Consider the following 21,207-nt stretch of genomic DNA (forward strand, 5'->3'; position numbering starts at 1 on the left):
CGGGCGAGCCCCGTGCGGAACGGCCCGGGTGCTCCGGCCGCGGCGTCGGCGCGCCGGGGGAGGCCGCCCTCCCCGTAGATCAGCACATGACGCCCGGCGGCGAGCGCGGCCGCCGCGGCATCCAGGGCTTGGGCCGCCCGGGCCGTTCCCCGGTGGACCGGGATGTGCCCCTCCTGCGCCAGCGCCCTGCCGAGTACGGGTATCCGCCAGAGCCCAGCGGTGGCCATGACGACAGGCTCGACATTCAGCCACCGGAGCGCAGCCACCACCAACGGGGGGTCGGCAAGCGAATCGTGATTCGCGGCGAAGATGCAGCCGGTGGGAAAAGGCAGGTCGGCGTCACAGGTGACGGTCAGCCGCCCACAGACGGACACGACGGCGGCGGCAGCACGGCTCAGCAGCAAGGACAGTCCTCTCGACGAAGAAACCGTTCCCACCGAGATTCGCCGCACCGCCGGCCTGCCTGCCTGAGTGGTCGTACTCATCAGGGGTGGTCCGCCTACTCAGCCCCACCTGGCGGGAGCCGCTCGTGAGAGACCCTGAGCCGGGGTGAGGGCCGCCGGTCCGCCCGGACAGGCGTGGCCGGCACGGGTCAGCCGCGTGCGGGTGTCGGTGCTTGCTGCGGTGCGGGGATGGTTCGTAGCCTGCCCGGATGATCGATGGCGTGCATGTCGTGCTCTACACCCGGGACGCCGAGGCCGACCGGGCCTTCATGAGGGATGTGCTGGGCTGGCCGCACGTCGACGCCGGGAACGGCTGGCTGATCTTCCGCACACCGCCCGCCGAGGTGGCCTGCCATCCGGCCGAGGGGGAGCCGTCGCACGAGCTGATGCTGATGTGCGACGACCTCACGGCGACCGTCGCCGATCTCACCGCCCGGGGCGTGGAGATCACCCGCCCGACGGTCGACGCCCCGTGGGGGCGCCTGACCGGCGTACGGCTGCCCGGAGGCGGCGAACTCACCCTGTACGAGCCACGCCACCCCCGTCCCTAGCCACGGATGTCCGCCGCGGCGTAGGGCGCCGGTCGCGAGCTGGAGGACGCCTCCATCGGCGCGGATGTTCTGCCCGGTCACCCACCGTCCGTCCGGCCCTGCCAGGAAGGCGACGACGTCCGCGATGTCGTCGGGCCGGCCGAGGCGTCCGAGCGAGGTCATCGCGACGGCCGTCGCCAGCTGTTCCGGCTCGTTCGAGGCGCGCAGAAGATCGGTGTCGGTCGCGCCGGGCGACACGGCTTCTGGCGCGGCGGGCCGTCCGACCCGGAGTACCACGTGCTGCGCATCGAGCCGTGGCGGGTGCAGGTGGTGCGCGGAAGGGACCTGCGCAGCCGGATCTGGACGGCGGAGGACGGGGCGTAATCCCTCTCGGGTGCGCTCACGGCCATGGCCGTGAGCGCAGCCTCCCTGCTCGTCACAGCCTCTTCGCGCCGCTCAGAGCCTAGGCGGGGCACCCGTGCTCACCGGGCGTGCAGGCGAACCGGCAGTTGCTGGTGACCGTTGCTGATCAGCGAGCCCACGGGCCGCAGTTCCCTGGCCGGTACGGCGAGATGGATGTCGGGGAAGCGGTCGAAGAGGCTCTCGAGCACGAGGCCGACCTCGAGGCGGGCGAGCGGAGCGCCGAGGCAGAAGTGGACGCCGTGACCGAACGCCAGATGGTCCTTGACCGTACGGGCCGCGTCGAACGTGTCGGCGTCGCTGTGCCAGTCGGGATGACGGTTGGCGGCGGCGTAGGAGGCGAGGATCGCCTCACCGCGCGCGATGACCTGCCCGTCGGGCAGGGGGATGTCCGTGACGGCGAACCGGAGCGGCAGGTGCTTGACCGCCGGTTCATGCCGCAGCGTCTCCTCGACGACGTCGCCCCAGGTGACCGCGCCCTTGCGGACCAGCTCCAGTTGGTCGGGGCGGGTCAGCATGGTGTACACGGCCTGGTCGATGACGTTGACGGTCGTCTCGTAGCCCGCGCTGATCATCAGCAGCAGGGTGTCGCGCAACTCGGGGTCGGCGAGACGGGCACCGCCACTCTCGTCGTCCCGCGCGGCGATCAGCAGGGACGTCATGTCGTCCCCCAGTGTGGCGCGCTTGGCGGCGATGAGCTCGTCCAAGTGCTCATACAGTCGGGCCGTGTTGGTCTGCGCCTCGTCCGGACTCAGCGTGGTGTCGAAGACCCCGTCCACGACTCCGCGGAAGTCGTCCCGCCGGCTCTCCGGTACGCCCATGAGGTGGCCGATCACCCCGATGGGCAGCGGATAGGCCAGCTCCTGGCGCAGATCGACCGGCTCCTGCGCGGGGAGCGACGCCAGGCGGTCCAGCAGCCGCGCCACCATCCCCTCGACGGCCGGCCGCATGGCGGCGATACGGCGGGAACTGAAGGCCGGTGCCACCAGCCGCCGCAGCCTGCGGTGGTCGGGGCCGTACGCGGTGAACATGTTCTCCACCGCGACCCACAGAGCGAGCGGCCATGTGCCGAGCGCCTGCTCGAATGCGGGCCAGTGTGCGCGGGCGTCCTTGGAGACGTCAGGGCTGGTGAGCAGCTGTTTGAGGAGGACGGGGTCGGTGACGGACCACGCTTCCACACCGAGTAAGTCCACCCGGGTGGCCGGGCCGCGGGCGCGTAGGGCTCGGTGCTCGGCGTGGTGGTCGGCACCGGCGGGGTCGAGGACGAACGGAGTCTGCTGGGTCACGGCTGGGCTCCTTGGTGGGCGGAGAGGAAAAGGCGGCAGGGACTCCCCGGTGGAACGGGCCCGGGCACCAGGCGAGTTGGGTGACGGGGCGCGCGAGGTCTGCCTCAGGGCCTAGGTGAGCGCGATCGCCCGTGCACGCCTCCGTCATGCCCACCGCGGTACGGGACGACACCATCCCCGCACGATCACGACCGCGGATCGAGCCACAGCCATGATCCGGAGTCTCCCTCCGAACCGGCCTCCGCACCCTTGTTCCCGCCCGAGGCTCCCTCTACGGTGAGGGCGTTCATTCCGACCGGTAGGTATGTCGAGCTCGGGAGTCCTCTTGACCAACAGCGCACGTACCGAGGAGTACCTGGCCGACGTACGCGCCCGCCAGCGCCGCGTATGGCCGCGGTCCGTGCCGACGCAGGTGGTCTACCCGCTGGGGGAGCGGCCCCTGGCGGACCACCTCGCGCACTGGGCCGCGCACTGCCCGGACCGCGTCGCCCTAGCCTTCTACGGCCGTCACATCACCTACGCACAACTGGAGGACCTCACGGCCCGGTTGTGCGGCTGGCTGCAGCGCAACGGCGTACGTCCCGGTGACCGGGTCGGCGTGTTCCTGCCCAACTGCCCGCAGTTCATCGTCACGATGCTCGCCGTCCTGCGTGCCGGGGCCGTACACGTACCCGTCAATCCGATGTTCCGCGAGCACGAACTGCGCCACGAACTGGCCGACGCCGAAGTGGAGGTACTGATCGCGCTCGACACACTACGGCCGGTGGTGGACGCGGTACGGACCGGTACGAACGTCCGGACCGTCCTCGTCACCTCCCTCGCCGACCTCCTTCCGGCCGATCCTGCCCTCCCGTTGCCGCCGGGCATGCTGAACGGCGGCACGGGCGTCAGCGGATGGGAGCTGGCCGTCGCCGGGGACCGCGGACAGGACGCGCCCGGTGATCTGGACGCGCTCGCCGCCCTGAACTACACCGGCGGGACCACCGGACTGCCCAAGGGCTGCGCGCATACACAACGGCACATGCTCTACACCGCGGCGACGTGCGCGGCCTCCTGCGGCCTGGACACATCCGGCGACCGGCCCGACGTCCTGCTGATCCACGTACCCGTCTTCTGGATCGCGGGCGAGGACTTCGGCATCCTGCTCACCGGCTACTGGCGGCAGCCGGAGGCCACCCGTCGGGTGCTGCGCGACGGCTGGCTGCACACCGGTGACATCGGCATGATCGATGAGGACGGGTGCCTGCACTATCTGGGGCGCGACAAGGAAATGATCAAGGTCTCCGGGATGAGTGTCTTCCCCTCCGAGGTGGAGGCCCTCCTGACCCGGCACCCCGATGTGCTGAGCGCGGCGGTGGTGCCGATGGACGACCCGGAGCGCGGCCAGGTGCCGCTGGCGTTCGTCCAGGCCCGGCCCGGTACGGCGGTGGAGCCCGAGGACTTGCGCGCGTGGGCGCGGCAGAACATGGCCCCGTACAAGGTGCCCGTCACGGTGTGCCTGGACGCCCTGCCCATGACCACGACCGGCAAGGTCAAGAAGGGCGAACTCCTCGAAGAGGCGAAGCGCATGGCCGCAACGCCGGCCGCGACCGAGCGTGATGGGAAGGGCTGGTGACGATGGGTCTGGCCAAGCTGCTGGTGGCCAACCGGGGCGAGATCGCGGTCCGGGTGATCCGCGCGGCGCGTGAACTGGACCTGCTGACGGTGGCACTGCGCTCCCGCGACGAGCCGGACGCGCTGCACGCCCGCCTGGCGGACGAGGTCGTGGTGCTCTACGGCGAGGGACCGGCGGCGTTCCTCGACGCGGCGGCCGTGGTGACCGCGGCCGTCCATGCGGGGTGCGACGCGGTCCACCCGGGCTACGGACTGCTGGCCGAGGACGCCGAGTTCGCCCGCCGGTGCACCGAGGCGGGCCTGACCTGGGTCGGGCCACACTGGGAGATGCTCGGCACGCTCGGCGACAAGACAGCGGCCCGCAAACTCGCCGCCGGCCTCGGCCTGCCGGTGCTTCCGGCGACCGACGGGGTCACCTCCGTGGAGGAAGCCCGCGTGTTCATGGCCGAACTCGGCGAGGGCGCCGCCGTGATGGTCAAGGCGGTGGCCGGCGGTGGCGGCCGCGGCATGCGCGCCGTACACGATCCGGACCACCTGGAGGAAGCACTCCGGCGCTGCGCCTCGGAGGCGGCACACGCCTTCGGCGACGACGCCGTGTACGTCGAGCAGTTGCTGCCCAGGCCGCCCCATGTCGAGGTGCAGGTCCTGGGCGACGGGACGGGAGCCGTCATCGCCTACGGCGACCGTGACTGCAGCCTCCAGCGGCACCGGCAGAAGGTGGTGGAGATCGCACCGGCGCCCGGACTCGCCGAGCCGGTGCGCGCCGGGCTGCACGACGCCGCCCTGCGCCTGGCACGGGAAGTCCGCTACGCGGGCCTGGGCACGGTCGAGTTCCTGGTCGACACCCGCGAGGGCAGGGAGGACTACTACTTCCTTGAGGTCAACCCACGCATCCAGGTCGAGCACACCGTCACCGAGGAGATCAGCGGAACCGACCTCGTCAAGGCCCAGCTGCGGGTCGCCTCGGGCGAAACCCTCGCCCGCCTCGGAGCGGACCGCCCGCCCGTCCTGCGCGGCTGCGCGGTCCAGGTCCGGGTGAACGCGGAGACGGTCCGCTCCGACGGGACGGTGCTGCCCTCCGCCGGCATGCTGGAGGTCTTCTGGCCGCCGACCGGACCGGGTGTGCGCGTGGACACGGCCGCGTTTCCCGGCGGCCGCGTCAGCCCTCGCTTCGACTCGCTGCTGGCCAAGCTGATCGTCCACGACGGCTCCGGGTCTCTGCCGGACGCTCTCGCCCGCGCCCGGCGCGCTCTGGCCGAGCTGAGAATCGAGGGAGTCGGCACCAACGCGGCTCTGCTCGCACGGCTGTTGGAGGCACCGGAGGTCGTCGCGGGACGCCTCCACACCGCGCTGCTCGACGACCTGCTGCCCGGCCTGCTCCCACCCGAACCGCCAGCTGAAGAGAAGCCCCCGGCGGCCGACGACCGCACCGGCACGGTCACCGTCACCACCCCCATGGCGGCTACCGTCGTCGACGTCTCCGCCGTCGTGGGGCAACCCGTGCAAGCCGGAAGCACGTTGGTGGTCCTGGAGTCGATGAAGATGGAGCACCCGCTTCAGGCCCCCCGCGACGGCGTCGTCATGGCCGTCCGGACACGGCCGGGCGACCTCGCCGAGCCCGGACAGCCCCTGGTCGTGATCGAGGCGACCGGCTCATCGTCCGGCGCCGAGCAGCCGGACGAGCACATCGACCCGGCCGCTTCCCGGCCAGACCTGGAGGAGATGCGGGCACGCAAAGCCCTCGGAGCGGACTCATGCCGACCGCAGATGGTGGAACGCCGCCACGCCCAGGGACGGCGCACCGCCCGCGAGAACATCGCCGACCTGTGCGATCCGGGCAGCTTCGTGGAGTACGGCGGCCTGGCCATCGCGGCCCAGAGAAGCCGCCGCCCCGTGGACGACCTGATCCGCCGCACCCCGGCCGACGGCCTCGTCGCAGGCGTGGGCACGGTGGGGGCCGAACGGTTCGGCCCCGTAACGGCACGGGTCGTGGCCATGTCGTACGACTACAGCGTGATGGCCGGCACCCAGGGCATCATGGGCCACCGCAAGAAGGACCGCCTCTTCGAACTGGCCGAGGACGCCGGACTGCCGGTCGTCCTCTTCGCCGAAGGAGGCGGCGGACGGCCGGGCGACGTGGACGGTACGGTCGTCTCCGGCCTGGACTGCGGGGCGTTCGCGCTGTTCGCCGCGCTGAGCGGGAAGGTGCCCCTGGTCGGCATCGCCTCGGGCCGCTGTTTCGCCGGCAACGCGGCGCTGCTCGGCTGCTGCGACGTCATCATCGCCACACCGGAGGCGAACATCGGCATGGGCGGCCCGGCCATGATCGAGGGCGGTGGTCTCGGCCGGTTCGCCCCGGAGGACATCGGACCCTTCGAGGTGCAGACAGCCAACGGCGTCATCGACATCGAGGCCGCCGACGACGCCGACGCCGTCCGGCTCGCGCGCACGTACCTGTCGTACTTTCAGGGTCCGGTGCCCGACTGGCAGTGCCCGGACCAGCGGCGGCTGCGCCACCTCGTCCCGGAGAACCGGCGGCGCGCCTACGACGTACGCGCGGTCATCGACACCCTCGCCGACACCGGTTCCGTGCTCGAACTGCGACGCCGCTTCGGACGGAGCGTCATCACCGCCCTCGCCCGCGTCGAAGGACGCCCACTCGGTGTCCTCGCCAACGACCCCCGCCATCTGGGCGGCGCCGTCGACTCCGACGCCGCCGACAAGGCGAGCCGCTTCCTCCAACTGTGCGACGCGTTCGGGCTGCCGGTGCTCTCCCTGTGCGACACCCCCGGATTCATGGTCGGCCCCGACGCGGAGCGCACCGCGTCCGTCCGCCACGTCAGCCGCATGTTCGTGCACGCCGCGGCACTGACCGTCCCCTTCGGCACGATCGTGCTCCGCAAAGGCTACGGCCTGGGCGCACAAGCGATGGCAGGCGGCGGATTCCGCATCCCGCGGTTCACGGTCGCCTGGCCGACGGGCGAGTTCGGGCCGATGGGCATCGAAGGAGCGGTACGGCTCGGCTACCGCCGGGAACTGGAAGCGATCGCCGACCCCGAGGAACGGGAGCGCGAATTCGCCCACCGGGTCGAGGCGGCCTACGAACACGGCAAGGCACTCAACGTCGCCTCGGTCTTCGAGATCGACGACGTGATCGACCCCGCGGAGTCGCGCAGGTGGATCAGCACCCTGCTGCACGACCCGTCCCGGGGGCGCAGGAGTGCACGCCCTTGTGTCGACACGTGGTGAAGGCCGATGGGAGCCGGCGGCGCGTCAACCATTCCCCGGGGAGGGCCGATCGATGACCACGGTGGCGCACGGAGTTGACCTCGACCAGATGCTCGGCCACTACCGGCGCCGCGACGCCCAGCAGGGTGGCTCCGGGGCGCCTCTGAGGACCTGGGAGTGACGAGCGCTGGGGCCTGTGCGACTGGACCCACCGGTACCTCGCTCCCATGAAGCCGCCCGCCACCACTTCGACGACTGACGGCGGGGGGGGAGTGAACTGGTGTGCGCGATAGCGGAGTTCTGCGGTGGCGCGTCATCAGGCACGACTGTTTCCGCACCGGCTCCTGAAACCGCCACCCCCGGCGCGGACGCCGGCGCCTCGCCCTCCGACTCCGGCAACGGCCTGCCGACAGGTCCCGCGCCGGGCGCCTCCTCTGCAGTCGAAGAGGCGTTCCGCGCTGCCCGCGTCGTCGCCCTCCAGAGCAACCTGGCCCACATCGATCCCGCACTCGGCACACCGGACGACATCACCAAGGCCGACGCGCAGTGCGCCGACCTCGCACGCAACGTCTCCGCGCCGGACCGGGTCGCCGCCAAGCGTTTCAGCACCGACAAGAACCGGGTGACCGAGACGGACGGCAAGCGCATCAACACGCTGCTGCGGAACACCTGTTGTGGGTGAGGGCGGCCAACCACCAACGTCCTGAACTCATTGCGCGACGGCGTGTGTCGTCCGGTGGCAACGCATTCCGAATGGCGCGGCGTTCAGCCTCACCGCTCCTGTGCACGGCGCCGGCCGACACCGTGGCCGTCGAAGGCGCCCCAGACTGAGGCGGCTGTCGCTGCCAGCACCGACAGGGTGTCCGGTCGGTGCCGACAGCTCATGCCCCGAACGCCCGGCGCAGCCAGTCCCCGGCGCTCGGCCTGCGTCGATGCGGGCCGTGCCGTCATCGGAGCGACTTGCTCATCCCTGCGCCGCTGTCGGGTCCATCCACATGACCTCCCAGGTGTGCCCGTCGAGGTCGTCGAAGGCGCGGCCGTACATGAAACCGTGGTCCTGGGGCTCACCGGTGGGTGAGCCGCCCGCCGCGATCGCCTTGTCGACCAGTTCGTCGACCTTCTCACGACTGGAGGCGCTCAGTGCGAGGAGCACCTCGCTCGACGTCTTCGAGTCGATGATCTGCTTCTTCGTGAACTCGGCGTACTTCTTGTGGGTGTGGAGCATCACGCTGACGGTGTCGCTGAGAGGAATGGCGGCGGTCGTGTCATCGCTGAACTCGTCGTTGGCGGAGAACCCCAGCGCGGCGAAGAACTTCTTCGATGCGTCGAGGTCAAGAGTGGCGAGGTTCACGAAGATCATCTGCTGATTCACGAGGCTGTGCCTTTCCTGATCGGTAGGACGAACGGCTGTGAGGCTGGTCGGAAATGGGCCCACCGGGGGTGACGCACCGCCCATGGCCTCCGCACTCTGGACTCTAGGAACCGAAACTCTCTCCCAGGCGTTGATTCGATCAGGCTCGAAAGCTGATCTGTGACCTGGCCGCGCAACGGAGTTGTGCAAAGGAGAGAGGCGTATCCGTGATCGACCTGCACATGCCCGCCGCGCGGCTGGCCGGCCTGCGCTGGGCGATCTCACCGGTGGGGGAGCTGGCAGCCGCCCTGGTCGCCGCCACCGAGGCGCCGAAGGCATCCCGCACGCACCGCCCCATCCGGGCACTGCTGTCGTCGGGGCGCCTGCCGACCCTCGCGGCCGTCGCGCGCGGATACAGCACCTACCTCCCGGAACTCCTCACCCCGGCACCCCGTACCTTCCTGCCGGCCGTCGAGGACCAGTTGCATGCCGTGGCCACGGCACCGGCGGGCACGGTAGGCACCCAGTTCACGGCGTTCCTCAGCGGGGGACAGGCGCGCAGCAGCCGCTGTCCCTGGCTGAGGGACGGGCAGCTCGCAAGCGCTGACGAAAGCGTGCGTCCCCACATAGAGGTCGGCGAAAGCGAACTGCGGGAGCGGCTCGCCTGCGAGCTGCACTGGCTCTGGTCGAAGGCGATGGCGCCGCACTGGCCCCAGATCACCGCCGGCTTCGAGGGATTCGTCGAACGGCACGGCGCGGTCGCGGCCCGTGAAGGGCTCGGCAACGCCCTCGCGGCCCTGCACTCCTCACTGCTCTGGCAGGACGGTGCGTTGAAGGTCGCCTCGGACTACGACGGGCAGGTAGGAGGCGAGCACCCCCTCACACTCATCCCCAGCCTCTTCCTGCACCGCGTGGGCCTGCACGCACCACTCCGCCCCGGGCAGGCTCAACTCGCCATCCCCATCGGCGCCTCAGGCCACACCACTCCCCGTATCGCCCCGGTCCTCGGTACGACCCGGCTGGCGATCCTGCGCAGCCTGACCGAACCGCGCACCACCACGGCGCTCGCCACGCTGCACCATCTGGCACCGGCCACGGTCTCCTTCCACCTCTCCCGCCTCCTGGCCGCCGACCTGGTCGAACGCGAACGCGACGGCCGCCACGTGCACTACCGGCACACCGCCAGGGCCCGCACCATCCTCCGCCCCGCCCCTCCGCCCGACCTTCCGGCCCCATGAGCGGCACGATGGTGACCTGGACGGACAGACCAGCCACATCGCTGTTTCGTCCACACCACTTGGACCGGCCGGAAATTCGGATCACTCCCGCTGGGCCAGGTCGTCGGTGATGATGGCCGGTGTGACAAACCGCATCAGCGCTCTGATCTCGGCTTTCGGCGTTCTTGTCAGCACGGCGTTGCTCGCCGGCGCCGTTCACGAGTACCGCTCCGGGGCATCGGCTCTCTGGGGCGCGGCCGGAGCTGTGATCTCCCTCAGCGCCGTGTGCACGCTCGTACGGGACGTCCGACGACTGCGAACAGACCAGGGGACCTGACGAACGGCACCGTCGCCGCCGGCTCAGCCTCCGAAGCCTGCCAGTTTGGCCCGTGGACGGCTGTAGCCTGCGCCGGCGATGGCATTCCTCATGGTCGCGGGCCTGACCCAGCCACCGGCGTGATTCGTCCGCGTCACCTCAACTCTTCCGTTCCTGGCGCCGCTTGGTGCTCCGGACTGGGGGTAACCGATATCTCCCAGGGGTTGGACCAGGCAAACGCCCAACGAGGAGACGGGTCATGGGAGTGCGTCAGGGGCAGGGTGGCGGTGGCGGACAACTCGGCGATCTCGAACCGGGCACGCGCCAGCGCGCGCAACTACGCGCCCGCGTCGTCGACATAGCTCTGCTGGCCCTGTGCGTGGTGCTGGCCCTGTGGGCGCTCTGGAGCCTCGTGGGCTGGGCACGCGGCACGACGGGATGGGCGTACAGCGTGGTGGCCTGCGTGCTGCTGGCGGCAGCCGTGACGGCCCGAACGGTGGGCATCCGCCGCAGGGACCTACGGTCCGGCCGGTAGGAGGTTGTCCTGGTTGTCCTGCCCTGTCCACCTGGCAGGACGGCCGGCAACTCCGGTGGCCTGCGTGACGAACCAGATGCCGCAGCAGAGTCCGACCGACGGCACATGTTTTGCAACGGCCTCGGGACTTGGGCGCTGAAAGGCCGTCACGAGGAACGGGGAAAGGAATGGGGAAGGGCTGATTCAGATGACTGTGGTCGCGCATCAGGGCGGCGGCGGAGGCTCCAGCGGCCTGTACGACGTACTGGAACTGATTCTTGACCGAGGGCTCGTGATCGACGCGTTCGTGCGGGTGTCCCTCGTCGGAATCGAGATACTCAAGATCGACGTACGGGTCGTGGTGGCCAGTGTCGACACCTACCTGCGTTTCGCCGAGGCATGTAATCGCCTCGACCTGGAGGCGGGGCCGCGCAAGCCCGCCGGACTGACCGAACTCCCGGAACGGATCACCGAGTCCGGGGCGCGAGGCAAGACCAAGGGCGTTCTGTCCGGAGCCGCGCAGACGATCTCCGACGCCTTCCAGCAGGCCCGCGACGAAGGGAAGCAGACACGGGGTTCTGCCCGCAGGCCGTGAGCCGGCCCAGCGAATGCCGTCTCGGCGGACCGATCGCTCGTCCCTGATGATCGCTGCACGCTTCACGGGCCCATGAGCCTGTGACCCCTACGCGTTCGGCCGAATGCCGACTGTTCACGGTGCTTGAACGCCAATACCTTGTGCGACCTTCGCGTCGTTCTGGGGGTCTCGTGAACGGTCTCCGTGCGATCATCGTCTGCCTCGTGATCGCGTGCACCGTGGCGATGCCGCCGGCCGCTGCTGTGACGCCGAGCTGGTCGGCGCTGCCGGTGCCGGCGGCGGCCGGGCCGGTGACCGTGTCCGACGTGGCCGCCCGCGGGCCGGACGAGGTCTGGGCAACCGGATATCAGCACGCCCCCGACGGGCCCCGGCCGGTGCTGTACCGGTGGAACGGTACGGAGTGGTCCCGGGACACCACCTTCCCCGGCGCCGGTGAGGCCGGCCGGCTCGGCAAGGTGCAGTTCGTCGGCAACGAGATGTGGATCTTCCACCAGCGCGGGGGAGCGGGGGAGATCCTGCGCCGATCCGCGGGGCAGTGGAGTGCCGTACCGCTGCCGCAGACCCTGTGGACCTACCAGGACTTCACCGCGGTGCCGGGCGCCGCATGGGTGGTCGGTGAGGACGACACCGGGCTGAAGGTGTTGCACTACGACGGCTCCGGCTGGACCGCACAATCCGCCCCGGACGGTGTGCTGTTCCTGATGGGCATCACCGCCCGCACCGCCACCGACGCCTGGGCATGGGCGGACACCGGCACCGGGACCACCGTCCTGCGCTGGGACGGCACGGTGTGGCGGGACGCGCAGGTGCCGCTGCCGCCGGACAGCAACGTGCATACGATCCTGCTCGATCCGTCCGGCCGGATCACGATCGGCGGCAGCCGGTACACCGACGGTGTGGCCCGCACCTACCTGATGACCCGGAACGGGCCCACCTGGCGCACCACTTACCCGCCGCTCGGCGGCGCCCACACAGGGGGCATGGTGCGCGGCCCGGACGGCGCGTTGTGGCTGCCGGTGCGCAGCGACCGCGCGTTCCAGTCGAAGTACGCCCGGGTGGACGGCTCGCGCACCACGTTCTCCTACGGCCCGAAGCGCACGAACGCGATCGACGTCAAGCCGCGTGCCATGGCGAGGGCCGGGCTCTCACTGATGTCGTTCGGGACCGTCGAGCTCTACGGTTCGCAACCGCAGCCGATGAGCGAGAGGCTGGGAGGCTGACCATGGCACGCCGACTCCTCGTCGTGGCCCTCGCCGTCGCCATGACCGTCGTATCCCTCATGACCTCTGCGGCAGCACCACTCCAGTCCTGGCAACAGGTTCCGGTCCCGGCTCAGGTGCGTCCGCAGGCCGCGCTGAACGAGGCCGTGGCGCTCGGGCCGGACCGCGCGTGGGCGGTGGGTGCCGACGCGGTGGGGCGCGAGGCGCCGGGCTTCCCGCTGGTGCTGCGCTGGGACGGAACCGTCTGGCAGCGCCAGAGTCTGCGCGGGATCGGATGGCAGGGAGAGCTGTTGTCCATAGCCGCGACCTCACCGACCGCTCTCTGGGCCGTCGGCCGTGACGCGGCCGGTGGCTCCCGGCTGCTCCGCTACGACGGCATCGCCTGGTCCGAGAGCCGCGTGCCGCGCGGTGCGGCACTGACCAGGGTCGTGGCCGGTGGCGGTGAGACCTGGCTGATCGGTTCGCGGGACGGCGCACGGGTACTGCTGCGCAGGGAAGGCAACGGCTGGCGGGAGGTGCCGGTGCCGCCGGGATCGGTGTACGGGCTGCACGTCCTGGCCGCCGACGACGTCTGGGCCGCGGGCGCCACCGACGCGGGTGCGGCCGTGTCGCACTGGGACGGGCAGACGTGGCAGCAGACGATCGTGGACGGATTCCCCCGGTCGGCCGTGGGCAGTGTGCTGGCGGTCTCGCCGACGGAGGTGTGGGCGGGAGGCACGGCCGGCTTCGTCGGCGGTCCTCCGGGCCGGCCGATTCCGCCCCTGCTGGTCCGCTGGGACGGGCAGGCGTGGAATCGGGTGAGCGTGCCCACCGACTTCGGTGCGGTCAGCTCACTGGCACCCGGTGAGCCCGGCGCGCTGGCCTGGGTGTCGGTGGCAGGGTCGCAGAAGTGGGGTCCGCCGGGCAGTACTCCGCCGTTGGTTCCCGGCCCGGACTTCCTTGCCTGGAACGGACAGTCGTTCACCGGGTACAGCGAACCCGCGGTGGCCGGGGAGGGGGAGTCCCGGACCCTGCGGCTGGCGCCGGTGCCGGGGACGGCGACGGTGTGGTCGGTCGGCCGCGCCGACGGGCCGCTGGGCACCTTCGCACCGCGGATCCTGCGCGTCGGCTGAGACCGCGTCCGGCAATGCCCGACCCGTCCGGCGCGCGCAGCCGCGTCTGGTCACACCGTGCCGCCATCCGCCGGCGGCCTCTCCCTCCGTTTGACACGCTTCGAACGGGTGGCAGCCTGGTGGACGTGGACAGACGTCGTTAGGAGACGTGGCATGGCACTCGGACCAGCATGGCGCTCCACAGCGCGACAGCTTCCGCTCAGGCTCACCACCGGCGCGTTCTTCCTGAACTCCGGACTCTCCAAACGCGACGCGGACGAAGCCACAGCCGAAGGGCTCCACCAATTCGCCGCCGGTACCTACCCGTTCCTCGACAAGGTCGAGGCTCAGCGGTTCGTCCGGCTGCTCTCCGCGGGAGAGATCGCGGTGGCCGCGTCGCTGCTCCTGCCGGTCGTCCCCGCCGCGGTCGCGGGCACCGCGGTGACAGCGTTCTCCGTCGGCACTCTGGGCCTCTATCTGCGGACCCCGGGAATGCGGCAGGAGGGAAGCCTGCGCCCCACCGAGCAAGGAATCTCCCTGGCGAAGGACGTCTGGATCCTGGGCATCGGCCTCTCCCTCGTCGCCGAGGGCCTGAAGAGGAAGCGCTGCTGACGATCACGCGGCGTCCGGTGACCTGACGGCTCTACACCGTCCGGCACCTCCCGCAACCGGGAGGTGGCCGCGGCGGAAGCCGGAAGGCCGGGCGTCTCGGGACCGCGGCGTGTGCTCCGCCAGGCGTCGTCACACAGCCGGATACGGGGCGGTCAGATACCGCTGCACCGTGGGCGTCAGCCATGCCACGGCCTCCTCGAGGGGCAGGTCCACGGCGGGTGGGAAGCGCAGGACGTAACGCGTGAGCGCCAGCCCGAGCAGCTGCGACGACACGAGGGCGGCCCGCGCCGGGGCCTGTTCGGGGTCGGGGCACACCCGGCGGGCGAGCGGCAGCAGCTGGTCCGCGAAGATGCCCCGCATGCGCTCGGCGCCTGCCTGGTTGGTCACGCCGACCCGGAGCAGGGCCGTGAGCACCTCGTTCTCCTCCCACATGTCGAGGAAGTGCGTCACGAGCGCCCGGCCGGCCTCGTCGCGGGACAGCGACGCCGGGTCCGGCAGCTTCAGATCGATGGCGACGGCCGCCGCGAACAGCCCCTCCTTGTTGCCGTAGTAGCGCATGACCATCGACGGGTCGATGTTCGCGTGCTTGGCGATGGCGCGGATGGTGGAGCGTTCGTAGCCGTCGGCCGCGAAGCGCTCACGAGCGGCGTCGAGGATCGCCTGGCGTGTGGCGTCGGAGCGGCGGGGCGGGGTGGGGGGCGTGCTGTGGTTCATGCCAACGATCGTATGCCAACACTCGTAGGCCAACAACTGTTGACGTCCCTCGGTCGCCACGCCTACGCTTGCCAACACACGTTGACCAACGCTTGTTGGCCAACAAACGTCGGCACGCAGGAGGTCCTCATGAACGGCACCGTCACCGGCACTGGCAAGAACGCCGGCCCGACGCACCCCGTGATCGTCGTCGGCTCCGGCCCCACCGGCCTCCTCCTGGCCGGTGACCTCGCGGCCGCCGATGTCCCCGTCCTCCTCCTCGAACGGCGCCCCCACAAGATCAGCAACCTCTCCCGCGCCTTCGGCGTGCACGCCCGCACCCTGGAGCAGCTCGACGCACGCGGCCTCGCCGACGACCTGCTCGCCACCGGCAGCACCATCACCCGCCTGCGACTCTTCCGCCGGCTGTCTCTCGACCTGAGCACGCTGCCGTCCCGCTTCCCGTTCCTGCTCATCACCCCGCAGTACGAGGTCGAGCGGCTGCTGGAGCGGCGGGCGCGCGACCTCGGCGTCGAGTTCCTCTTCGAGAACGAGGTCGTGGGACTGCGGCAGGACGACAACGGCGTCGACCTCGACGTCCGAGGCCCGGACGGGACGGTCGTCACCCGCCGTGCGGCCTACGTCGTCGGCGCCGACGGTCACCGCAGTGCCGTACGCCAGGCGGTCGGCCAGCCCTTCCCCGGCGTCTCCGTCATCAAGTCCCTGCTCCTGGCGGACGTCCGGCTCGCCGAGCGGCCCGAGAGCGTGCTCACCGTCAACGGCGCGGGCGACGCCTTCGCGATGATCGCGTCCTTCGGTGACGGCTGGTACCGCGTCATGGGCTGGAACCGCCGCCACGAGGTCCCCGACGACGCCCCGCTCGACCTGGAGGAGGTCCGGGAGGTCACCCGCCGTGCCCTGGGCACCGACTACGGCATGCACGACGCCCGCTGGCTCTCCCGCTTCCACAGCGACGAGCGGCAGGCGCCCGAGTACCGGGTCGGGCGGGTCTTCCTCGCCGGGGACGCCGCGCACATCCACTCACCGGCCGGCGGTCAGGGCATGAACACCGGCCTCCAGGACGCGGCCAACCTCAGCTGGAAGCTCGCCGCGGTCATCAAGGGCCAGGCGCCCGCTACCTTCCTGGACACCTACCAGACCGAACGCCACCCGGTCGGCAAGGCGGTCCTGCGCAGCAGCGGCGGCCTCGTCCGGCTGGCCCGCGCGCAGAACCCGGCCCTGCGCGCCGTACGCGCCCTCGTCACCGCCGCCGTCAACGCCGCCCGCCCCGCCCAGACCAAGGCCCTGGCCCAGATCTCGGGCATCGGCTTCACCTACCCCGCCCCGCGCGGCGCCCACCGCCTGACCGGCACCCGCGTCCCGGACGTGGAACTGGCCGGCGGACGCCGTCTGTACGAGGCACTGCGCGGCGGACGCTTCGTGCTGATCACCCCGCGGTCCCTGGAGGAGCCGTACGAGAGCCGGGACGACCGCGAGGACCTGCCGGCCGTGGAACACTGGGCGAGCGACCGCCGTACGACCGTCCTGGTAAGGCCCGACGGATACGTGGCGTGGGCATCCGACAACGCGGACACCACGGCGATCGAGAGGGGTCTCACCTCTCGCTTCTCCTGACTTCTCGGGCTGGGCATGCCCGGTCCAGGCGCCCGACCGGATCGCAGCGATCGAGTACAGCCGGGGTGCCTGCTGCCGAGTCTGGAATCGATGAGGGGGCCTCATGACCTCGGGCCACGTCTGGGTACCACCTGTGTGGGAGGTTCTCGTTGTTGGCGGCATGCGCTGTCCGAGTCCGAGTACGTGCGGCGACGGTGCATGACCGCTGCCGCCGTTGCCGTCGTCCGGGGCGGGGGTGACCTGCTGGGCATCCCGGCCGGCACGGATGCGCCTCGACCAAGGCGTTCGGCCGCGCGTTCCGCGCCGTCCACGGCCCATCGGACTCGCCTACCTGACCAGGCTGCCCCGCGCGGCCCGCTTCGCTTCCCGGGCAACGGCCCCGGGGCCAGCCTTGACCCCCGGGCCGTCTCAGGAGCGTGAAGTTCTGGCTGCTCGTCTCCAGGATCCGTGGCCGCCGCTTCCGGCTCCAGCTCGTGGGGTCGCGGGGTTCGTGCTGTGCGGAATCAATCTCCATCTCTCGCGAGAGCGACGCAGCTGACGCGGTACAAGAACGCCCAGTGACGGCAGCAGGAGCCGACGAGATCCGATAGGGAGGGAAGCCCATGGGAGCCAGCGGCTTCGTCAACCATCAGGGTTTCGACATGGAGACCGAGGAATCCCTGTGGGACCCAACGCATTGATCTCCGCGGCCCTGGTCACCTTCGCGGGGCAGTTGGACGGTTCCAATGCTGTACGCCGCCGGGAGGGAATTGCACGCCAGTTCGCGGAGATGATATCTCGTCAGGAAGCCGGGGGGACACCGCACCCGAGGGCACGGATTCGGCGTAGACACGTGACGCGTCGGTGACGGCCTGGGTCTGCTCATCCGACGTGGACCGCCTCCGGTCGTCGATCCTGGCGGCCGACGACCCGGTCGTCCGGGCGTTCTTCGGCCCGAGCGCACCCGCCTCATGCCCCGTGCGACGCACGTTTATGATCACAAGCCTCACCGACTCACAGGAGGTGGTCGGGCCGCACAGAGCTGTGCGCACATGGGGAGGTGCAACGCCGCGATGATGCATGACACTTCGGTGCTCGACGACCCGGTGGGTCGATCACTCCGTGGCCCGCACGCATGTTTCGCCCGGCGACTCGGTCAGGCTGCCACCTACCTGCCGGAGGTGACGACCTTCTCCGTGGTGCCCGCGGACGCGAACACATCGGCGTGGGACGACCTGGCCGAGTTGCTCGGTCCGGGCGAACTCGCCGACGTGTTCAGCTGCCCCGCCACTCCGCCGTCCGGCTGGGAACCGGTCTTCCGTCTCGAGGGCCGTCAGATGATCTGGTGCGGTACGGGCCGGTTCGATCACCCTCCTGCCCGCCCCGGCACCGAAGTGGTCGAACTCGGCGCGGGCGACGTGCCCGAGATGCTCGACCTGGTCGCACGAACACAGCCGGGACCGTTCTGGCCGCGTACCCGCGAACTCGGCATCTACCTCGGCATCCGTGACAACGGCACACTGGTGGCGATGGCGGGGGAGCGGCTGCGGCCTCCGGGCTGGTCCGAGATCAGCGCCGTCTGCACCGCCCCCGAAGCGCGCGGGCAAGGCCATGCGGCGCGTGTCGTCCATGCACTCGTCGAGCGGATCACGGCCCGCGACGAACGTCCCTTCCTGCACGTGGCAGAGACGAATACGGGCGCCATCGACCTGTACACGCGATGGGGCTTCGAAACCCGCAAGCCGGTGACCTTCCGGGGATTCCGCACCCCTTGAAGGCCCCTGCGCCCCCTTCCCTCTCAGGCCGTGATCCCTGTCTTCCCGCTCACGCTGTGATCCGCTCCCTCGGCCGCCGCGAGCGCCTTGTTGCGGCGCACGGAGGACCAGAAGGAGGCGCCGATCAGGACGACGCCGATGAGGCGGCGCTCCTGGCCGAACGCCCCGCCTACGACGACGTCGCCAACTCCCGCGGTCTCGCGGCCTCCTGGTGGGCCCGCATGATGACGGCCACCGAACTCGACCTCACCTGTGATCTGGTACCGGACTGACAGCCCGCCCGCTCGACGGAAGGCAAGCCAGGGCGAACTGCCCACACCCGCATCCGGCACGAACGCCCCTGGCGCCAGTCGAACCACCGGCTCCTCCGAGTACTGGTGCCCTGCCCGATGACTGCTGTTCAGGGATGTGAGCCGGGTTCGAGTACGACGACTGCGGTGGGGTCGGTCTGCGCTGTGCGAGGGCGTCGAGGTTCGGGTCGGTCTCCCGCCGGCGTGCCCACAGGCGTGTGCGTTCCTCACCCATCGCCGCGCGTGCCCGGACCGGTCTGGTCCCGTCGGTGAGGTGGGCGATGGCATCGGGGTGGGTCTGGAGGCTGAGCAACCAGGCGGGTTCGCCTTCGCCCCATCCGTTCATGGCCAGTGACACCAGGTTCGGGCCGTCCTCGAGGTGTCCGATGACGACGCTGCGGGGCAGGGTGCCGGTGCGGATCGCGGTTCCGGCGCTGAAAGTCGCGGTGCCGGGGCCTCGGCCCAGGTGGCGCGGTGACCTGGCGGGAGGTCCGCGGCTCCGGGGTTTCGGGCCGCCTGAGACCAGGCAGTGGCGCGTCTCGGTCGTCGGGCGGTCCTCCGCTCAGGACGTCCCGTTCACGGCCGCCGGGACGGTGACGTCGCGCAAGCCGAGGCGCAGATGTTCCACGTGGTAGAGGGCCTGCTCCAGCAGTTCGGCGACGTGGTTGTCGTAGAGGGCGTAGATCACGGAGCGGCCCCGGCGTTCCGTGGTGACGAGGCCGAGGTTGCGCAGCAGGCGCAGCTGGTGGGAGCAGGCCGACTGCTCCATGCCGACGGCGTCCGCGAGCTCGGTGGCCGCGCAGGGACCTTCCTGCAGGCGGGCGAGGATGCGCAGCCTGGAGGGCGTGGCCAGGGCCTGGAGAGTGGCGGCGACATCGGCGGCGCCTACCGTCTCCAGGCGTTGGCGAGCGGTGGCGGTGGTCTTGGCGTCAGCTCCGTGGCCCATGGGCTCCATCCTACGGAGAGCCTTCCATGAACACATGAATGCATGAATGAGTCTTCATCTGATCCAGTATGGTGAGGGAGCGGCTGCCGAGTGTTCGGGCTGCCGTCCCTTCGTCATGCCGTCGTGAAGGATCTCCGCCCCGATGACATCCACCCTCACCTCCCCCAGGGCCGACCGTGCCGCACCTCCACACACCGGCGACCACGCGCGGCGCCGCACCCGGGTCTTCGCCCTGCCCGAGGTGCGCTGGGCAGCCGCGGCCACGGCCTGCTTCCTGCTCGCGCTGCCGCTCCAGCTGGCCGGTGCCCCGGTCTGGGCATGGGGCCCGCTGTACGCGCTGACGTACGCCACCGGCGGCTGGGAGCCCGGGTGGGCCGGCCTGCGGGCGCTGAGGGAGAAGACGCTCGACGTCGACCTCCTGATGATCGTCGCCGCGCTCGGCGCGGCATCGATCGGGCAGGTGATGGACGGCGCCCTGCTGATCGTCATCTTCGCCACCTCCGGCGCCCTGGAGGCGCTGGCCACTGCGCGCACCGCCGACTCTGTACGGGGGCTGCTCGATCTGGCACCCGCCGGCGCCACCCGCATCGAGGCCGACGGCAGCGAGACCGTCGTGGCCGTCGACGATCTGGTAGTCGGTGATGTCATCCTCGTGCGCCCCGGGGAGCGGATCGGCGCCGACGGCCGTGTCCTCGACGGGGCCAGTGACGTCGACCAGGCGACCATCACCGGTGAGTCCCTGCCCGTGGCCAAGGAGAAGGACGACGAGGTCTTCGCCGGCACCTTCAACGGCACGGGCGCACTGCGGGTGCGGGTCGAGCGGGACGCCTCCGACTCCGTGATCGCCCGGATCGTACGGATGGTGCAGGAGGCGTCCGAGACCAAGGCGCCGACCCAGCTGTTCATCGAGAAGGTCGAGCAGCGCTACTCGCTCGGCATGGTGATGGCGACCCTCGGCGTGTTCCTCGTCCCGCTCGCCCTCGGCGCCGATCTCACCGACTCCCTGCTGAGGGCCATGACCTTCATGATCGTGGCCTCGCCGTGCGCGGTCGTGCTGGCCACCATGCCGCCCCTGCTGTCGGCCATCGCCAACGCCGGACGTCACGGAGTGCTGGTCAAATCGGCCGTGGTCATGGAGCGGCTGGGCCAGGTCGACGCGGTGGCGCTGGACAAGACGGGCACGCTGACCGAGGGGACGCCGCGCGTCACGGATGTCTGCCCGTTGCCGGGCACCGGCCTGGACGAGCACGGGCTGCTCCTGCTCGCGGCCGCGGCGGAGGCCCCCAGCGAGCATCCTCTGGCCAGGGCGATCGTCACCGCGGCCCGAGATCGGGGACTCGTCCCCGAGCCGGTGGAGGAGTTCGCCTCGACGCCCGGCGTCGGCGTGCAGGCCACCGTCGAGGGGCGCCTGGTCGAGGTCGGCGCACCGGCGCGGCTGCTGGGCGGCGCCGA

General features: G+C 70.9%; 20 protein-coding genes and 1 pseudogene. 14 read left to right on the top strand and 7 right to left on the bottom strand.

Going from position 1 to position 21,207, the window contains the following annotated elements; genetic code table 11:
* On the bottom strand, window positions 1-401 hold a 401-nt coding region (locus tag N4P33_RS17645), incomplete at its 3' end, for a 1-acyl-sn-glycerol-3-phosphate acyltransferase (RefSeq protein WP_260827595.1).
* Window positions 402-652: 251 nt separating this feature from the next.
* Between N4P33_RS17645 and N4P33_RS17650 the strand changes: the two genes are divergently transcribed.
* Window positions 653-994 (top strand): VOC family protein, encoded by a 342-nt coding sequence (locus N4P33_RS17650; RefSeq protein ID WP_260827579.1) that lies wholly within the window; start codon window positions 653-655, stop codon window positions 992-994.
* A 45-nt stretch (window positions 995-1,039) separates the two neighbouring features.
* Here N4P33_RS17650 and N4P33_RS17655 read toward each other — a convergent pair.
* Both N4P33_RS17655 and N4P33_RS17660 read right to left on the bottom strand, forming a co-directional pair.
* Window positions 1,040-1,231, bottom strand: a pseudogene (locus tag N4P33_RS17655) (SDR family oxidoreductase); the annotation flags it as partial.
* A 224-nt stretch (window positions 1,232-1,455) separates the two neighbouring features.
* The gene (locus N4P33_RS17660; protein ID WP_260827580.1) at window positions 1,456-2,679 is read right to left on the bottom strand and encodes a cytochrome P450; all 1,224 of its coding nucleotides are present in this window, start codon (window positions 2,677-2,679) and stop codon (window positions 1,456-1,458) included.
* A gap of 325 nt (window positions 2,680-3,004) precedes the next feature.
* Here N4P33_RS17660 and N4P33_RS17665 point away from each other — a divergent pair, with 325 nt between their 5' ends.
* The 3 genes from N4P33_RS17665 (at window position 3,005) to N4P33_RS17675 (ending at window position 8,203) form a co-directional block, all read left to right on the top strand.
* On the top strand, window positions 3,005-4,294 hold the full coding sequence (locus tag N4P33_RS17665) for an AMP-binding protein (RefSeq protein ID WP_260827581.1): 1,290 nt from the start codon (window positions 3,005-3,007) through the stop codon (window positions 4,292-4,294).
* Window positions 4,295-4,296: 2 nt separating this feature from the next.
* Window positions 4,297-7,542 carry a carboxyl transferase domain-containing protein gene (locus tag N4P33_RS17670; protein WP_260827596.1) on the top strand — a complete coding sequence of 1,082 codons (3,246 nt, stop codon included), beginning with the start codon at window positions 4,297-4,299 and terminating at the stop codon, window positions 7,540-7,542.
* A gap of 259 nt (window positions 7,543-7,801) precedes the next feature.
* The gene (locus tag N4P33_RS17675) at window positions 7,802-8,203 is read left to right on the top strand and encodes a hypothetical protein (RefSeq protein ID WP_260827582.1); all 402 of its coding nucleotides are present in this window, start codon (window positions 7,802-7,804) and stop codon (window positions 8,201-8,203) included.
* Between the two features lie 282 nt (window positions 8,204-8,485).
* Here the strand turns inward: N4P33_RS17675 and N4P33_RS17680 are convergent, their stop codons facing one another.
* Window positions 8,486-8,893 carry a VOC family protein gene (locus N4P33_RS17680; RefSeq protein WP_260827583.1) on the bottom strand — a complete coding sequence of 136 codons (408 nt, stop codon included), beginning with the start codon at window positions 8,891-8,893 and terminating at the stop codon, window positions 8,486-8,488.
* Window positions 8,894-9,099: 206 nt separating this feature from the next.
* Between N4P33_RS17680 and N4P33_RS17685 the strand changes: the two genes are divergently transcribed.
* The 6 genes from N4P33_RS17685 to N4P33_RS17710 all read left to right on the top strand — a co-directional run bounded on the left by N4P33_RS17685 (window position 9,100) and on the right by N4P33_RS17710 (window position 14,437).
* The gene (locus N4P33_RS17685) at window positions 9,100-10,110 is read left to right on the top strand and encodes a helix-turn-helix transcriptional regulator (RefSeq protein WP_260827584.1); all 1,011 of its coding nucleotides are present in this window, start codon (window positions 9,100-9,102) and stop codon (window positions 10,108-10,110) included.
* A gap of 554 nt (window positions 10,111-10,664) precedes the next feature.
* The gene (locus N4P33_RS17690) at window positions 10,665-10,940 is read left to right on the top strand and encodes a hypothetical protein (RefSeq protein ID WP_260827585.1); all 276 of its coding nucleotides are present in this window, start codon (window positions 10,665-10,667) and stop codon (window positions 10,938-10,940) included.
* 187 nt (window positions 10,941-11,127) lie between these two features.
* Complete coding sequence (locus N4P33_RS17695; RefSeq protein WP_260827586.1) at window positions 11,128-11,514, top strand: gas vesicle structural protein GvpA; 387 nt, start codon at window positions 11,128-11,130, stop codon at window positions 11,512-11,514.
* A gap of 170 nt (window positions 11,515-11,684) precedes the next feature.
* Window positions 11,685-12,734 (top strand): hypothetical protein, encoded by a 1,050-nt coding sequence (locus N4P33_RS17700; protein ID WP_260827587.1) that lies wholly within the window; start codon window positions 11,685-11,687, stop codon window positions 12,732-12,734.
* Window positions 12,735-12,736: 2 nt separating this feature from the next.
* The gene (locus N4P33_RS17705) at window positions 12,737-13,846 is read left to right on the top strand and encodes a hypothetical protein (RefSeq protein ID WP_260827588.1); all 1,110 of its coding nucleotides are present in this window, start codon (window positions 12,737-12,739) and stop codon (window positions 13,844-13,846) included.
* Between the two features lie 153 nt (window positions 13,847-13,999).
* A complete protein-coding gene (locus N4P33_RS17710) occupies window positions 14,000-14,437 on the top strand; it encodes a hypothetical protein (RefSeq protein ID WP_260827589.1) in 438 nt (145 codons plus the stop codon).
* A gap of 129 nt (window positions 14,438-14,566) precedes the next feature.
* On the opposite strand, the gene N4P33_RS17715 is transcribed toward N4P33_RS17710, so the two are convergent.
* Window positions 14,567-15,151: a TetR family transcriptional regulator gene (locus tag N4P33_RS17715; protein WP_260827590.1), complete on the bottom strand. Its 585-nt coding sequence runs from the start codon at window positions 15,149-15,151 to the stop codon at window positions 14,567-14,569.
* 129 nt (window positions 15,152-15,280) lie between these two features.
* Here N4P33_RS17715 and N4P33_RS17720 point away from each other — a divergent pair, with 129 nt between their 5' ends.
* The 3 genes from N4P33_RS17720 to N4P33_RS17730 all read left to right on the top strand — a co-directional run bounded on the left by N4P33_RS17720 (window position 15,281) and on the right by N4P33_RS17730 (window position 18,791).
* Window positions 15,281-16,765 (top strand): FAD-dependent monooxygenase, encoded by a 1,485-nt coding sequence (locus tag N4P33_RS17720; protein WP_260827591.1) that lies wholly within the window; start codon window positions 15,281-15,283, stop codon window positions 16,763-16,765.
* Between the two features lie 1,052 nt (window positions 16,766-17,817).
* Window positions 17,818-18,519, top strand: a complete 702-nt coding sequence (locus N4P33_RS17725) for a GNAT family N-acetyltransferase (protein ID WP_260827592.1) — start codon at window positions 17,818-17,820, stop codon at window positions 18,517-18,519.
* 56 nt (window positions 18,520-18,575) lie between these two features.
* Window positions 18,576-18,791, top strand: coding sequence for a hypothetical protein (locus N4P33_RS17730; RefSeq protein WP_260827597.1), 216 nt, complete (start codon window positions 18,576-18,578; stop codon window positions 18,789-18,791).
* On the opposite strand, the gene N4P33_RS35695 is transcribed toward N4P33_RS17730, so the two are convergent.
* Together N4P33_RS35695 and N4P33_RS17735 are read right to left on the bottom strand one after the other, a co-directional pair.
* Window positions 18,766-19,335 carry a nitroreductase/quinone reductase family protein gene (locus N4P33_RS35695; protein WP_399029651.1) on the bottom strand — a complete coding sequence of 190 codons (570 nt, stop codon included), beginning with the start codon at window positions 19,333-19,335 and terminating at the stop codon, window positions 18,766-18,768. The two genes, N4P33_RS17730 and N4P33_RS35695, sit on opposite strands and share 26 nt — an antisense overlap.
* Window positions 19,336-19,371: 36 nt before the next feature.
* On the bottom strand, window positions 19,372-19,755 hold the full coding sequence (locus N4P33_RS17735) for a helix-turn-helix transcriptional regulator (protein WP_260827593.1): 384 nt from the start codon (window positions 19,753-19,755) through the stop codon (window positions 19,372-19,374).
* 142 nt (window positions 19,756-19,897) lie between these two features.
* On the opposite strand from N4P33_RS17735, the gene N4P33_RS17740 reads away from it, so the two are divergent.
* A partial coding sequence (locus N4P33_RS17740) for a heavy metal translocating P-type ATPase (protein WP_260827594.1) occupies window positions 19,898-21,207 on the top strand: 1,310 nt, incomplete at its 3' end.

The sequence above is a fragment of the Streptomyces sp. 15-116A genome, assembly GCF_025290915.1.
Taxonomy (GTDB): domain Bacteria; phylum Actinomycetota; class Actinomycetes; order Streptomycetales; family Streptomycetaceae; genus Streptomyces.

Coding starts and splice junctions, on each gene's coding strand:
- N4P33_RS17650 (WP_260827579.1), top strand. CDS start 653: ATGATCGATGGCGTGCATGTCGTGCTCTACACCCGGGACGCCGAGGCC.
- N4P33_RS17670 (WP_260827596.1), top strand. CDS start 4,297: ATGGGTCTGGCCAAGCTGCTGGTGGCCAACCGGGGCGAGATCGCGGTC.
- N4P33_RS17690 (WP_260827585.1), top strand. CDS start 10,665: ATGGGAGTGCGTCAGGGGCAGGGTGGCGGTGGCGGACAACTCGGCGAT.
- N4P33_RS17695 (WP_260827586.1), top strand. CDS start 11,128: ATGACTGTGGTCGCGCATCAGGGCGGCGGCGGAGGCTCCAGCGGCCTG.
- N4P33_RS17705 (WP_260827588.1), top strand. CDS start 12,737: ATGGCACGCCGACTCCTCGTCGTGGCCCTCGCCGTCGCCATGACCGTC.
- N4P33_RS17710 (WP_260827589.1), top strand. CDS start 14,000: ATGGCACTCGGACCAGCATGGCGCTCCACAGCGCGACAGCTTCCGCTC.
- N4P33_RS17715 (WP_260827590.1), bottom strand. CDS start 15,151: ATGAACCACAGCACGCCCCCCACCCCGCCCCGCCGCTCCGACGCCACA.
- N4P33_RS17720 (WP_260827591.1), top strand. CDS start 15,281: ATGAACGGCACCGTCACCGGCACTGGCAAGAACGCCGGCCCGACGCAC.
- N4P33_RS17725 (WP_260827592.1), top strand. CDS start 17,818: ATGATGCATGACACTTCGGTGCTCGACGACCCGGTGGGTCGATCACTC.
- N4P33_RS17735 (WP_260827593.1), bottom strand. CDS start 19,755: ATGGGCCACGGAGCTGACGCCAAGACCACCGCCACCGCTCGCCAACGC.